Annotated in this window: 11 protein-coding genes; 1 reads left to right on the top strand and 10 read right to left on the bottom strand. The window is 71.5% G+C overall.

Features of this window, described 5'->3' with window-relative positions:
- Positions 1 to 11: 11 nt before the first annotated feature.
- The 10 genes from NL142_RS11075 to NL142_RS11030 form a co-directional block, all read right to left on the bottom strand.
- A complete protein-coding gene (locus NL142_RS11075; protein WP_435079504.1) occupies positions 12 to 287 on the bottom strand; it encodes a hypothetical protein in 276 nt (91 codons plus the stop codon).
- Between the two features lie 38 nt (positions 288 to 325).
- Entirely contained in the window at positions 326 to 2,491 is a 2,166-nt protein-coding gene (locus tag NL142_RS11070; protein WP_435079502.1) for a S9 family peptidase, read from the bottom strand.
- 50 nt (positions 2,492 to 2,541) lie between these two features.
- A complete protein-coding gene (locus NL142_RS11065; RefSeq protein WP_194684671.1) occupies positions 2,542 to 4,011 on the bottom strand; it encodes a maltokinase N-terminal cap-like domain-containing protein in 1,470 nt (489 codons plus the stop codon).
- Between the two features lies 1 nt (position 4,012).
- Positions 4,013 to 4,282: a mycoredoxin gene (locus NL142_RS11060; protein ID WP_012038801.1), complete on the bottom strand. Its 270-nt coding sequence runs from the start codon at positions 4,280 to 4,282 to the stop codon at positions 4,013 to 4,015.
- Positions 4,283 to 4,396: 114 nt separating this feature from the next.
- Complete coding sequence (locus NL142_RS11055; RefSeq protein WP_435079499.1) at positions 4,397 to 5,683, bottom strand: D-arabinono-1,4-lactone oxidase; 1,287 nt, start codon at positions 5,681 to 5,683, stop codon at positions 4,397 to 4,399.
- 109 nt (positions 5,684 to 5,792) lie between these two features.
- Positions 5,793 to 8,861 carry a glycoside hydrolase family 2 TIM barrel-domain containing protein gene (locus tag NL142_RS11050; protein WP_435079497.1) on the bottom strand — a complete coding sequence of 1,023 codons (3,069 nt, stop codon included), beginning with the start codon at positions 8,859 to 8,861 and terminating at the stop codon, positions 5,793 to 5,795.
- Positions 8,862 to 8,997: 136 nt separating this feature from the next.
- Positions 8,998 to 9,966 carry a carbohydrate ABC transporter permease gene (locus NL142_RS11045; RefSeq protein WP_435079495.1) on the bottom strand — a complete coding sequence of 323 codons (969 nt, stop codon included), beginning with the start codon at positions 9,964 to 9,966 and terminating at the stop codon, positions 8,998 to 9,000.
- Positions 9,963 to 10,979, bottom strand: a complete 1,017-nt coding sequence (locus tag NL142_RS11040) for a carbohydrate ABC transporter permease (RefSeq protein ID WP_194684667.1) — start codon at positions 10,977 to 10,979, stop codon at positions 9,963 to 9,965. The genes NL142_RS11045 and NL142_RS11040 overlap by 4 nt, the downstream gene beginning before the upstream one ends.
- Positions 10,976 to 12,331 (bottom strand): ABC transporter substrate-binding protein, encoded by a 1,356-nt coding sequence (locus NL142_RS11035; protein ID WP_194684666.1) that lies wholly within the window; start codon positions 12,329 to 12,331, stop codon positions 10,976 to 10,978. The genes NL142_RS11040 and NL142_RS11035 overlap by 4 nt, the downstream gene beginning before the upstream one ends.
- Positions 12,332 to 12,450: 119 nt before the next feature.
- Positions 12,451 to 12,711, bottom strand: a complete 261-nt coding sequence (locus tag NL142_RS11030) for a zinc-ribbon domain-containing protein (protein ID WP_012038795.1) — start codon at positions 12,709 to 12,711, stop codon at positions 12,451 to 12,453.
- 181 nt (positions 12,712 to 12,892) lie between these two features.
- On the opposite strand from NL142_RS11030, the gene NL142_RS11025 reads away from it, so the two are divergent.
- On the top strand, positions 12,893 to 13,381 hold the full coding sequence (locus NL142_RS11025; protein WP_194684665.1) for an NfeD family protein: 489 nt from the start codon (positions 12,893 to 12,895) through the stop codon (positions 13,379 to 13,381).
- Positions 13,382 to 13,397: the final 16 nt, after the last annotated feature.

The raw sequence follows: 13,397 nt of genomic DNA, 5'->3' as shown, positions 1-13,397 counted from the left end.
CGGGAGCGTGCCTAAGCCGGGCGGTCGCCCCCGGCCCCGACCTCACGTGCTCGCTGGAGTCGGCTGGCGACGAACCGCGCGACCGCGAGGATCAGGCCGATCAGCACGGCGGCGAGACCCAGCACGATCGCCGCCTTCTCGAACGACGTCATCCCCGTGATCCGCAGGTACAGCGACGTGTCGATCTCCCCGTAGAGGGCGTCGAACATCGAGAAGCGATGGAGGTAGCCGAGCCCCGCCGTCGCCGCCGCCGCCATGCCCGCGCCGATCAGCAGGGCGGAGATCACGGCCGAGGACCGCGATGCCGGCCCGGCGGAGGCGCGCCTCAGGCCAGCCCCGCCACGTCGAGCACCCACGCGTAGTCGTTGGCGCGCTCGCGCCACGCGTCGTAGCGGCCCGACTTGCCGCCGTGGCCGGCCTGCATCTCGGTGCGCAGCAGCACGGGCGCGCCGACCTCGCGGAGGCGGGCCGTCCACTTCGCGGGCTCGACGTAGAGCACGCGCGTGTCGTTGAGGCTCGTGACCGCGAGGATCCGCGGGTACTGCACGCCCTCGCGCACGTTCTCGTACGGCGTGTACGACTTCATGTACGCGTACACCTCGGGGTCGTGCAGCGGGTCGCCCCACTCGTCCCACTCGATCACGGTGAGCGGCAGCGACGGGTCGAGGATGCTCGTGAGCGCGTCCACGAACGGCACGCCCGCGAGGATCCCGGCGAACCGATCCGGCGCGATGTTCGCGACCGCGCCCATCAGGAGTCCGCCCGCGCTGCGGCCCTCGGCCACGAGCTTCTCGGGGCTCGTCCACCCGCGCGCGATGAGGTGGTCGGCGGCCGCGACGAAGTCGGTGAACGTGTTCTTCTTGGTGAGCGTCTTGCCCTCGTCGTACCAGCGCCGACCCATCTCGCCGCCGCCGCGCACGTGCGCGATGACGAAGGCCATGCCCCGGTCGAGCAGCGACAGCCGGGCGATGGAGAACGACGGGTCGATGCTCGCCTCGTAGGAGCCGTAGCCGTAGAGCAGGAGCGGCGCGGGCGTGCCGGGGTGCACGAGGCCGCGCTTGTAGATCACGGACAGCGGGATCTCCGTGCCGTCCTCCGCGGTCGCCCACTCGCGGGTCTGCACGTAGTCGTCGGGGTCGTAGCCGCCGCGCACCGGCTGCTGCTTGAGCAGGCGCAGCTCCCGGGTCGCGAGCACGTAGTCGTAGGTGGTGGCCGGGGTCGCGAGGCTCGTGTAGCCGAGGCGGACGGTGGGCTGCGCGAACTCGGGGTTGCCCGCGGTGCCGACCGTGTAGATCGGCTCGTCGAACGCGATCTCGTGCAGCTGCTCGCCGTCGAGCACGCGGTCGAAGGGGATCACGCCGACGCGGGTGAGGCCCTCGCGGCGGTAGGAGATCACGAGGTGGTCGGCGAACGCGCTGGCGTCCTCGAGGCGCACCTCGTCGTCGTGGGGGATGACGACCTGGCGGTCGGTCGTGGAGGTCGGGTCGTCGGCGGGTACGTCGATCAGCTCGAAGTTGGTGGCGCCGTCGTTGTGCAGGATGAGGAGCCGGTCGGATCCGTCGATGACCGCGTGGTCGACGTCGTACTCGACCCCGTGGCGGCGCGGCCACACCGAGCGGAACGTGCCCGTGGGATCCCCGGCGTCGAGCAGCAGCACCTCCGTGGTGATCTTCGAGCCGACGTAGATGGTGAGGTACTGGCGGCTGCGCGTCATGCCGAAGCCGACGAAGTAGCTCTCGTCGGGCTCGGTGAAGACCTTCACGTCCTGCGACGCGGGGGTGCCGACGCGGTGGCGCCACACGGTGTCCGGGCGCCAGGCGTCGTCGACCGTGACGTAGAAGAGGTGGTCGCCGTGCGCCGAGAACGTGGCGCCGTGGCTGGTGCCGGGGATCTCGTCGGCGAGGTCCTCGCCCGTGGTCAGGTCACGGATCTTGAGCGTGAACCGCTCGTCGCCCTCGGTGTCGGTGGAGTAGGCGAGGAGCGATCCGTCGGGGCTGACCTCGAACGCGCCGAGGGAGAAGAACTCGTGGCCGTCCGCCTCGGCGTTGGAGTCGAGGAGCACCTGCTCGCCGGGGACCGAGACGCCGTCGGCCGCGGGCTCGATGGCGGGCGGCGTCCAGTCGTCGGGGCCGGCGACGGGACGGCGGCAGCGGATCGCGTACTGCGATCCCTCGACCGTGCGTGCGTAGTACCACCAGTCGCCCTCGCGGACGGGGACCGAGAGGTCGGTCTCCTGCGTGCGGTCCTTGATCTCCGTGAAGATCCGCTCGCGCAGCGACGCCAGGTGCGCGGTCGCGCCTTCCGTGTACGCGTTCTCGGCCTCGAGGTGCGCGATGACCCGCGCGTCGTCCTTGTCGCGCAGCCACTCGTAGCGGTCCACGAACGTGTCGCCGTGGAACGTGCGCTCGATCGGGCGCTGCTCCGCGACGGGAGGGGTGGAGGGGGAGTCGGATGCGGGGGAGGAGACGGCCGGGACGGCGGGGTCGGTCATCCCGCCAGCCTACCGACGGGGGACGACAGGGCCCCGGCCTCCTCCGAGGATCAGGAGGTGATCGGCCCGGCCTCGCGAGGACCGGTCGCGCCCGGCGTGGTCACCGCGCCGAGCGTGCTCGAGCGAGTGGCGAGGCGGGCGACGGCCTGCAGCGGGATCGACAGCCAGCCGGGCCGGTTGCGCACCTCGTAGATCGCCTCGTAGACGGCCTTGTCGATCTCGAACGCGTCGAGCAGGGCCCGGTTCGCGCGGAGGTCGGTGCCCGAGCGGGCGATGTAGCCGTCGACGAACGCGCGGCGGGCCGCGGACGCCCACGCGGCGGCGGACTTGCCGGGGTGCGCGAGCGCGTAGGAGCCGGCGACGTAGTCGAACGAGCGGAGCATTCCCGCGACGTCGCGGAGCGTGACGTCGGGGAGCGAGCGCTCGTGCATCGGCCGGAGCGGCTCGCCCTCGAAGTCGAGGAGCACCCAGCCGCGGTTCGGCACCGAGAGCACCTGGCCGAGGTGGTAGTCGCCGTGGATGCGCTGCAGCTTCGGCCACTCGCCCTTCTCGGCGGCGTCGTACACGCTCGAAATGGCGTCGTGGAACGCGGCGATCTCGGGGACCTCGCGCTCGGCCGTCGCGTGGCGGCGGCGGAAGCTGACCATGATCCCCTCGATGACGTCGGGGGTGGCCTCGACGGTGGGGAGCGCGGCCGCCAGCGTGGCGTGCACGTCGGCCGTCGCCTCGCCGAGCGCGCGGGCCTCGGCCTGGAAGTCGGCGTCGGCCTCGGCGGCGCGGAGCGCGACGCGCCAGGCGTCGGTCACCCCGGGCAGGAACTCCTGCGCGAAGGCGACGTGCCCGATGGCGCGTCCCTCCTCGCGGCCGGAGTCGCTCCACTCGGCGAGCACGCTGCCCATGGTCTGCGGCACGAGCCGGGATCCGGCGCCCGCGATGGCGGACTGGAGCACGACGTCCGGGTTCTCGCCGTGGTGCAGCGCGCGGAACACCTTGACGATCATCGGGTTCACGGCGTGGCCGTCGGCCGAGACCATGTCGTAGATGATCGACGTGTTCGACTGCTCGCCCGAGAGCACGTGGGATCCGACGACGGTCGCGATCTCCACGCCCGGCTGGCGCTGGCCGCGCGCGGTCGCGCCGAGCGACGTCTCGTCGACGTCGGCGTCGCGGTCGTCGAGGATCGTGCGGATGAGGGCCCACGCGTACGCGGGGTCGTGGGGGCCGTCGTAGACGTGCAGCTCGACGCCGTCGTCCTCGACGGTGGTGCCGATGTGGAAGGGCTTCAGCTCCTCCAGCGGCGCCTGCCGGTAGGTGAGCGGCACCTGGTACAGCACGGGCTTCGCGCTGCCGTGGTCGATGATCAGGTGCGTCTCGATGCGGGCGAACCAGCCCTCGTCGCTGAAGCTCCAGCCGCCGATGCGCTCGAGGCGCGGCTCGGTGCCCTTCGAGGCGAACCAGCGCTGCTCGCGCATCCACGCGGCGAGGAAGTCCGGGATGACGCTGAGGTCGTGGTGCTGCATGTCAGGCCACCTTCGCGGTCACGTCGGCGAGCGACGGGTTGGTGGCGGACGAGCCGTCGGGGAACAGCACGGTCGGCACGGTCTGGTTGCCGCCGTTGATGGCCTCGACGAGCTCGGCGGTGCCGGGCACCTGCTCGATGTCGACCTCGTCGTAGCCGATGCCCGCGCGATCGAGCTGGGCCTTCAGCCGGCGGCAGTAGCCGCACCAGGTGGTGGAGAACATCGTGATCCGCCCGGGGGCAGGTACGTAGGAGGAGGTCTCGGGCGCCATGGTGCTCACCCTACGCGCCGTTCTCGACGCCGACCCGGGATCGCGGCGCGCCGACGGCATGCGCCGGCGCGTCGCGGATCCCCGGGTGCGGTCCCGGTCAGGGGTAGATGCGGCTCAGCCGAGGAGCGAGCGCTCGAACCACGCGTTGCGGAACTTCCCCGCGGGATCCAGGCGCTCCGCGAGGGCCAGGAAGTCGCCCGATCGCGGGTACAGCGGTGCGATGTCGGCCGCCTGCGCGGTGAAGACCTTGCCCCAGTGCGGGCGCGCGCCGAACGGCCGGATGGCCGCCTCGAGCTCGACGAGCACGGCCTCGACGGCCTCCTGGTCGCGCTTCCACGTGAAGTGCAGGCCGATGGTCGTCTGCCCGAACTGGGGGCTCAGCCACAGCCGGTCCTCGGCCACCGCGCGCAGCTCGCACACGAGGAGGATCGGGCGGATCCGGTCGCCCATGGCGCGGAGCGCCCGCACGGCCTCGACGGCCCGGTCGAGCGGCACGTGGAACTCCGACTGGATCTCCTCGCCGTCGCTCGGCGTGAAGCCCATCTTGAAGTGCGAGAGGCGGTCGGACCACAGCCCGACGACCCCGAGCTGCGACGTGCTGTTCACCGGATCGATGCCGAGGATCGGGTGGCGCTCCTCGGTCGCGGCGGGCGCCCCGAAGTAGTCGGCCACGACGACCTCGTCCTCGGGCTGGCCGTCGACGTCGAGCTGCACGCGGCTCTTCAGCCACACCTGGTCGGTGGCCTCGCCGAAGCGCGTGAAGACGCTGACGCTGTACGCGCCGCCGAACACGTCCTCGAGGTTCTCGTCGAACGCGTCCCACGACAGGCCCTCGAAGACGCGCTGGCGCACGAGGTAGGCGGGCTCGACGTCGAGGGTCACGCGCATGACGACGCCGAGCGCGCCGAGGCCGACCACGACGCCGTCGAAGTCGTCGTCCCCGCGGCGGTACGTGACGGTCTCGCCGTCGGCCGTGATCAGCTCGAGGGCGGCGACGGCGGTGCCGAGGTTGCCGTTGCCGATGCCGGATCCGTGGGTCGCCGTCGCGATGGCGCCGCCGACCGAGATGTGGGGCAGCGACGCGAGGTTGTGGATCGCGAGGCCCTCCTCGCCGAGGAGCTCGGCGAGCTTCCCGTAGGCGAGGCCCGCGGAGAACGTGGCCGTGCTGGCGTCGCGGTCGATCACGAGGTCGGCCGGCAGCTCGGCGAGCGAGACCAGCACCTCCGAGTCGGCGATGTCGTTGAACGAGTGGCGGGATCCCAGCACGCGGACCCTCGGCGCATCGCGGACGATGGCCCGCAGCTCCTCGACGCTCGTCGGCGAATGGACCTCGCGGGCCCGGTACGCGTAGTTGCCGGCCCAGTTGGTGCCCGCGGTGCCCTGCTCGATGGTGTCGGTCATGCGTCCTCCTCGCGCCCGCCATCGGACGCCGTCGTCTCCAGCTTGCTCGCCCTCCCGGGGAAGGGCGAGCGCCGGGGCGCCCGGATGGGCGGCCCGGCCCCGTTCCGCGTCAGCGGCTGCGGATGGTGAGCTCCAGCGTGCGGGCCGAGGGCCACAGCTGGTGCTCGGGCAGCACGTCGAGCCCGCACGCGCGCGAGCCGAGCCCGTGCTGCGCGGCGTCGATGTAGAGGTGCACCGCCTCGCTCGCGGGCAGCTCGTGCGGGTGCGCCGCGCGGTCGAGCTCCTGCGGCGTGTGCCGCGAGGCCGTGAAGCCGGGGCGGCGGCCCGCGGTGTCGGGCCGAGCCTGGATCACGATGCCGCCCTCGCCGTCGAACGTGCCGAGCTCGAGCTCCCGCAGGTCGCTGCGGTGGCCGGTCTCCTGGGGCATCGAGTACACGGCGCCCAGGTCGTCGACGAGCGACGAGAACCGGCCGACGAGCGCCGCGCGCCGCGAGTCCGGGTACGACTCGAAGGGCCCGGTGCCGAACCACTCCGCGTTGGTGACGCTCGCGGGCAGGTCGAACAGGATCCCGACGCGCGGCCAGGTGATGGCCCAGCCGGCGCTCGGCACGATGTCGACGCGGAGCCCCAGGTCGCCGTCGGCGCCCTCGGTCCAGCAGTACGTCGTGTCGACCGAGTCGAAGGACTGCGCCGCGCTCGTGCGCACGACGACCGTGAGCGAGCCGGAGCCGACCTTCACCGAGCGGACCCGGTGGGTGAGCCGGTCGAGGCCGGCCCCGCGCCAGCGCGCCTCGCTCGACGGGCCGGGGACGCCCTTGCCGAAGGTGAGGCGCGGATCCGCCAGCTCGTAGGAGCCGCTGCTGTCGCTGCGGTCGTTGTCGGTGGGCGCGCGCCACAGCTCCAGGCGCGGGCCGTCGACCTCGAGCGAGCCGAGGCGCACGAGGCGCCCGGTGGCGAGGTCGAACTCGCCGTCGCCGAGGGTCAGGCGCGTGGCGCCGGATGCGGGGTACGTCTCCTCGTCGGCGTCGACCCAGCGCGCGGGCACGGCGGGTTGCGGCGCGGGCGTGAGGTCGAACTGCTGCACGGCGACCACGTGGCCGGCCTCGGCCCACGGCTCGTCGTCGCGGAGGATGGCCTGAACGGTCAGCCACACCTCGGGCGCAGAGCCCTCGGCGCCGTCGCCCGCGAGCTCGCCCGCGTCGAGCGCGTCGGCGGGCAGCGGGATCCGCGCGGTCTCGCCGGCCGCGACGGCCTCGGCGTCGAGGACCCCGGTCGCCACGTCGTCGCCGTCGACCGCGAGCACCCAGACGAGGCTCGCGAGCGCGGTGGAGACGGAGTGGTAGCGGTTCTCGACCACGAGGGACGCGGATCCGCCGTCGCGCTCGAGCCCGAACGCGATGGGCTGCACGACGGCCTTGTACTCGGCGAGGCCGGGCGTGGGGGTGTCGTCGGGCAGGACCATGCCGTCCATCACGAAGTTGCCGTCGTGCACGACCTCGCCGAAGTCGCCGCCGTAGGCGTAGAACGCCTCGCCGTCGGCGGTCTCGGTGAGGATGCCGTGGTCGCGCCACTCCCACACGAAGCCGCCGTGCAGGCGCGGGTAGCGGAGGACGAGGTCCTCGTACTCGCCGATCTGGCCGGGGCCGTTGCCCATGGCGTGCACGTACTCGCAGAGGATGAAGGGCTTCGTGCGCTGGCGCATGCCCTCGCCGGGCGTGCAGCCGAGCAGGTCGCCCGGGATCACGTCGCTGCCGATGGACTCCGTCTCCTGCAGGTTCGAGTACATGCGCGAGTAGACGTCCGTGTACTCGCCCGTGTAGTCGCCCTCGTAGTGGACGGGGCGGCCGGGGTCGCGGCGGTGGACCCACGCCGACATGGCGGCGAGGTTGCGTCCCGTGCCGGACTCGTTGCCGAGCGACCACATCACGATGGACGGGTGGTTCTTGTCGCGTTCGATCGTGCGCTCGATCCGGTCGAGGTAGTGGTCGGCGAAGCGCGGGTCGTCGCTGGGGTTGCCGACCCAGCCGCCGAACTCGAAGCCGTGCGTCTCGAGGTCGCACTCGTCGATGACCCAGAAGCCGAGCTCGTCGGCGAGGTCGAGCACGCGCGGGTGCGGCGGGTAGTGGCTGGTGCGGATCGCGTTGACGTTGTGCTGCTTCATCAGCAGCATGTCGGCGCGCGCGTGCTCCTCGTCGAAGACGCGGCCGCGCTCGGGGTGGGCCTCGTGCCGGTTGACGCCGTGGAAGACCACGCGGCGGCCGTTGACGAGGAACCGGTCGCCCTCGATGCGCACGGTGCGGAAGCCGAGGCGGATGGAGAGCGCCTCGACGTTGGTGCGGAGGAAGCCCTGGTACTGCGTGGGGCTCTCGGCGCTCCACGGCTCGACGCGGTCCACGTGCACGGGCGCGACGTCGGCGGGGGTGTCCCACGTGACGTGGATCCCGAGTCCCTCGACCTCGAGCGTGACGGGGAACGCGGTCGGCTCGGCGTCGACCTCGACGTGCACCGTGCCGGCGCCCGTCTCGTGGTCGTACTCGGCGCGGGTCCACGCGTCGTCGATGCCGCCCTCGGGGCGGCCGAGGAGGGTCACGTCGCGGAAGATGCCGGGCATCCACCACTGGTCCTGGTCCTCCAGGTAGCTGGCGATCGACCACTGGTGCACGCGCACGGCGAGCACGTTGGACCCGGGGCGGAGCGACGCCGTGACGTCGAACTCGTGCGAGAGGCGGGATCCCATCGCGGTGCCGACCTCCTCGCCGTTCAGCCACACCTTGAACGCCGACTCGACGCCCTCGAAGCGGAGCACGACGCGCTCGAGCGACTGCCAGTCGGTGGGCACGTCGACCTCGACGCGGTAGTCGCCCGTGGGGTTCTCGTCCGGCACGAAGGGCGGCTCGACGGGGAACGGGTACTGCACGTTCGTGTAGGCGGGGAGGCCGAAGCGGCCGTCCTGGCCGAGCACCCAGTGGCTCGGCACGGGGATCTCGTCCCAGCCGGAGTCGTCGAACGCGGGGTCGGCCATCTCGTCGGAGAGGCCGCGCGGGGTGGGGGAGAGGCGGAACCGCCAGTCGCCGTTCAGCACGATGCGCGGGGCATCCGAGTGCAGGCACGAGCGGGGGCGGCGGGCCGCGCCCGACGTGGGGGCGAAGTCCTCGAAGTAGGGGAGGGCGTGCGTCATGGGCTTCCTTGCGCGTGGGCGGGTGCGGCGACGTGCCGCGCATCCATCATCGTGGGTCCGGGGGCGACGCGCCGAATGCGCGGACGGCCGGGCAGGTCGCCCCGCCCGGCCGTCCGCGGATCCGTGCGCGGGTGCGTCAGCCCTTCACGGCGCCGTCCGTCAGACCGCCGCGCCAGAACCTCTGCAGCACGATCATCGCCGCGATGAGCGGGATGATCGAGACGAGCACGCCGCCCGTCGTCAGCTGGTAGAACTCCGGCAGCCGGTCGACCTGGCTGCGCCAGTTGTTGAGGCCGAGCGTGATCGGGTACAGCTTCGTGTCGGCCAGCATGATCAGCGGCAGGAAGTAGTTGTTCCAGATGCCGACGAGCTGGAACAGGAACACCGTCACGAGCGCGGGCGTCATGGAGCGGAGCGCGAGCGTGTGGAAGATCCGCAGCTCGCTCGCCCCGTCGATCCGGCCGGACTCGATCACCGCGTCCTCCACCGACGCCTGCGCGTAGATCCGGCAGAGGAACAGGCCGAAGGGCGAGACGAGCGACGGGATGAGCACCGACCAGTACGTGTTCGCGATCCCCATGCTGCTGAACAGCAGGAACAGCGGAAGCGCGGTCGCCGTGCCCGGCACGAGCACCCCGCCGAGGATGGTGCCGAACACGATGTTCGACCCCTTGAACTTGTACTTGGCGAGCGCGTAGCCGCCGGCGGCGGCGAAGTACGTCGCGACGAGCGCGCCCACCCCGGCGTAGAGCACCGAATTCATGAACCAGCGCACGAAGATGCCGCCGTCGTACGTGAACACCATCGTGAGGTTCTGCCAGAGGTTCATGTTCGCGAACAGGAACCCGTTGGTGCTGAACAGGTCGGCCGTCGTCTTCGTGGCGGCGACCACGATGTAGTAGACGGGGACGAGGAAGTACAGCGCGACGAGCGTGAGGATCGCCGTGACGATGATCCGCGTCGCCGGCTTGGTGCCCGCGCCCGGGGCGCTGCCGTTCTTCGACGGCCGGCTCACCCTCGACTCGGCGGCCTGCGCGAGGCGCTTCTGCTCCGCCTTCTCCGCGGCGCTCTCGGTGGTGGTCGGTCGTGCCTCCGTGGCGGTCATGCGCGTGCCCCCTTCTTCCTCGCTGCGGCGGCTTCCCGCTCCTCCTTGGGCTTCCTGTTGGTGAACGCGAGGAACACGAACGAGAGCACGAACGCCGCGAGGGCGATGATGACCGCCTGGGCGGCGGCGACGCCGTAGTCGTTGTACGCGAACGCCGTGGTGTAGGCCGACAGGTTCGGCGTGTACTGCGAGTCGATCGCGGGGGCGGAGGTGGCGAGCACCTGCGGCTCCGCGAACAGCTGCAGCGTCCCGATGATCGAGAACACGGTCGCGAGCACGAGCGCCGGCCGGATGAGCGGAAGCTGGATCGACATCGCGGTGCGCCACGCGCCCGCCCCGTCGATGCGCGCGGCCTCGTACACGTCCCCGGGGATCGACTTCAGCTGGGCGATGATGATGAGCATGTTGTAGCCCGTGTAGGTCCAGGTCACGATGTTCGCGATGGACCAGAGCACGGTGCCCGCGCCGAGGAAGTCGAGCTGGATTCCGAACATCTGGCCGATGTCGATGATGGGCGACAGGCCGGGGATGTAGAGGAAGCCCCAGAGGATCGTCGCGATGACGCCCGGCACGCCGTACGGCATGAAGTACGCCGCCCGGAAGAACTGGGGCCACTTCGCCGACGCCGACTCGAGCAGGAGCGCGAGGATCGTGCAGAGGATGATCATCACCGGCACCTGCACGACGCCGAAGAGCAGCACCCGGCCGATGGACGCCGTGAACGCGTCGTTCGCGAGCGCGAGCGCGTAGTTCTCGAACCCGGCGAAGACGGTGGTGACGCCCTGCTCGCCGAACAGGCCCTCCCGCCGCACGGTCGTGAACGACTGGAACACCGCGTAGATGATCGGGAGCACGAAGGTCAGCAGGAAGACCGCGAGGAACGGCGCGAGCAGCACCCACGGCGCGATGGTCTGCGACTTCTTCAGCTGGCCCTTCGTGACGCCCGAGCGCTGGGCGCGGATGGGGCGGGTGGCGGCGCGCTCGCCGCTGGCGGGACGCGTGTCGACGCTCATGCGGAGGCCGCCTCGACGCGCAGGCCCTTGTTCTGGAAGGCCTCGATCACGGCCTCCTGAGCGAGCGGCAGCGAATCGACGAGGGTCTGGCCGCTCGTGAGCTTGCGGCGGAACTCGTCCTGCAGCGTGTTCAGCGTGAACTGCGTGAGCGGGCACCAGGTCCAGTCGAGGTTCTGCTCCTTCGCCGCGGGCGCGAACACCTCCTCGTTGTAGCTCTGGCCGCTGAACCACTCGCTCGGCTCCTGCCGGGAGGCGCCGATGTAGTCGGGCGACGGCGACCAGCCGATGCCGGAGTTCTTGATCATCGCGTCGATGCCCTCCCGGGAGGTCGTCATCCACGTCATGAACTTGAGCGCCTCGGCCGGGTGCTTGCTGTTCGCGAGCACGGCCGCTGTGGATCCGCCGAGGTAGCTGGATCCGTACGCCCCGTCGAAGCCCCACGTCTGCATGGGCGCGACCTTCCACTTGCCCTCGCCGCCGGAGACCGACTGGATGAGGGCGTCGCCCCAGCTGGCGCTCGTGACGCCGAAGACCTTGCCGTCCGCGGCGGCCGCGGTCCACGGCGGGGAGAAGGCCGAGTACGAGGTGTTGACCACGTCGTCGTCGATGGCCTTGTCGAAGAACGCGGCGACCTCCATCGTGCGCTCGTCGAGCATGTCGACCACCCAGCGCTCGCCGTCGACCTTGAACCAGCTCGCGCCGGCCTGCGTCGCGTAGGAGGTGAAGACGGAGGCGTCGGCGACGGGGAAGCAGTCGAGGTAGTTGCCGGCGCCGGTCTTCCGCACCTCGGCGCCGAGCGTCGCCCAGTCGTCCCAGGTCGCCGGCGGCTGGCCGCCCACCTGGTCGAGGAGCTCGCGCTGGTAGTAGAAGGCCATGGGGCCGGAGTCCTGCGGGATCCCGAAGACGCCGTCCTGGAAGCTGACCTGCTTCCACAGCGCCTCGTCGTAGCTGTCCCTGTACTCCTCGACGCCGTAGCGGGTGAGGTCGACGAGCCCGTTGGCGAGGAGGAACTCGGGCAGCTGCCGGAGCTCGACCTGGCCGATGTCGGGGCCGCCGCCGGCCGTGATGGCGGAGTACATCTTCTGGTAGCCGCCCGCGTTGCCGCCGGGGATCCAGACCGCCTCGACCTGGATGTCGGGGTTCTGCGCGTTCCAGACGTCCGCGACCTTCTGCAGGTCCTTCAGCCACGCCCAGTAGGTGAGCGTGACCTTCTCGCCGGCCGCGACGGCCGGGATTACCGGATCGGAGTTGACCAGCCTCCCGCCCGGCGCCGAGCACGACGCGAGGGCGAGCGTCCCTGCGGCGGCGGCCCCCACCCCCAGTGCCTGTCTCCTGCTGATCGAATGCGTCATCGCATCCCTCCCGTCGTCGTTGATGGCAGATGGGCCGGAGCCCACGGCCACTCTAAGCGCGCGACGAAACTTATTCCTAACCCCTGGTCGGGATTCCTGGGAGCGCGACGGGTGCCGGCTCAGCGGCGCGCGCCCCGGTTCCGCACGGCCCACTCGAGGGCGTGCATCGCCTGGTCCTTCGAGAGCCGGGTCTCGAGTCCGCAGCTCGGGCACTCGACGCGGTAGGTCGAGCGGAGCGGGATCAGCGGCACGAAGAAGACCGTGAAGCGGAGCGTCCGGTGGAGCACGCGCTGGGCGCTCGTGACGCCGCAGCGGAGGCACGCGAAGGTCACGATGACGATGAGGGCGTCGCGGGCGCGCGTGCCGAACAGGAGGATCACCTCCCGAGGCTACGCGCGGCGGCGCGGAGCATAGGCCGTGGGCGGCCCCCGGACGAGGAGGCGACGCTTCGCGGATCACCCGGTACGTTCGAAGGACACACCCAGCAGATCGGCCCCGCATGACCACGCACCACGTCGGCGCGCACGTCTCGCCCGCGGCGGCCTGCCCGGGAGCGGACGCGTGATCGTCTTCGTGGTCGTCGGGGCCGTCGGCCTCCTGCTCCTCCTCTCCAGCATCGTGCTCGGCGACCTGCTCGACGCGATCGGCGGCGGCGACGGCCTCGTCTCCGGCGTCGCGCTCGGCGCGGCCCTCGCCATCTACGGCGTGGGCGGCGTGCTCGCCGACCAGGCGGGCATCGGATCCGGCGGCGCCATCGCGATCGCCGTGGCCCTCGCGCTCGTCGCCCTCGTCGTGGTGCAGCTCACCGTCCGCTTCGTCGCGAAGCAGGAGAGCGGCGGCTCGTACTCGCCCGTCGGCATGGTCGGCGTCGTGACCTCGCCCACCTCGCCGGCCGGCGGCGAGGTGCGGCTCGAGCACATCCGCGAGCTGGAGCGGCGGCTCGCCATGAGCGACGCGCCCCTCGCCGTCGGCACCCGCATCCGCGTCGTCTCGGAGGACGGGTTCCGCGTGCGCGTCGAACCCGACTCCGACGCCGGCCCCACGACCTAGCAGCACCCGTCCCAAC

The sequence above is a fragment of the Clavibacter quasicaliforniensis genome (genome assembly GCF_051201715.1).
Taxonomy (GTDB): Bacteria; Actinomycetota; Actinomycetes; order Actinomycetales; family Microbacteriaceae; genus Clavibacter; species Clavibacter seminis.
Note: the sequence above shows the minus strand (reverse complement) of the source record. Positions and strands in the feature narration are given on the sequence as shown.

Bases quoted from the DNA above. Each gene is read 5' to 3' on its own strand.
- NL142_RS11070 (WP_435079502.1), bottom strand. From the start codon at position 2,491: ATGACCGACCCCGCCGTCCCGGCCGTCTCCTCCCCCGCATCCGACTCC.
- NL142_RS11065 (WP_194684671.1), bottom strand. From the start codon at position 4,011: ATGCAGCACCACGACCTCAGCGTCATCCCGGACTTCCTCGCCGCGTGG.
- NL142_RS11060 (WP_012038801.1), bottom strand. From the start codon at position 4,282: ATGGCGCCCGAGACCTCCTCCTACGTACCTGCCCCCGGGCGGATCACG.
- NL142_RS11055 (WP_435079499.1), bottom strand. From the start codon at position 5,683: ATGACCGACACCATCGAGCAGGGCACCGCGGGCACCAACTGGGCCGGC.
- NL142_RS11050 (WP_435079497.1), bottom strand. From the start codon at position 8,861: ATGACGCACGCCCTCCCCTACTTCGAGGACTTCGCCCCCACGTCGGGC.
- NL142_RS11045 (WP_435079495.1), bottom strand. From the start codon at position 9,966: ATGACCGCCACGGAGGCACGACCGACCACCACCGAGAGCGCCGCGGAG.
- NL142_RS11040 (WP_194684667.1), bottom strand. From the start codon at position 10,979: ATGAGCGTCGACACGCGTCCCGCCAGCGGCGAGCGCGCCGCCACCCGC.
- NL142_RS11035 (WP_194684666.1), bottom strand. From the start codon at position 12,331: ATGACGCATTCGATCAGCAGGAGACAGGCACTGGGGGTGGGGGCCGCC.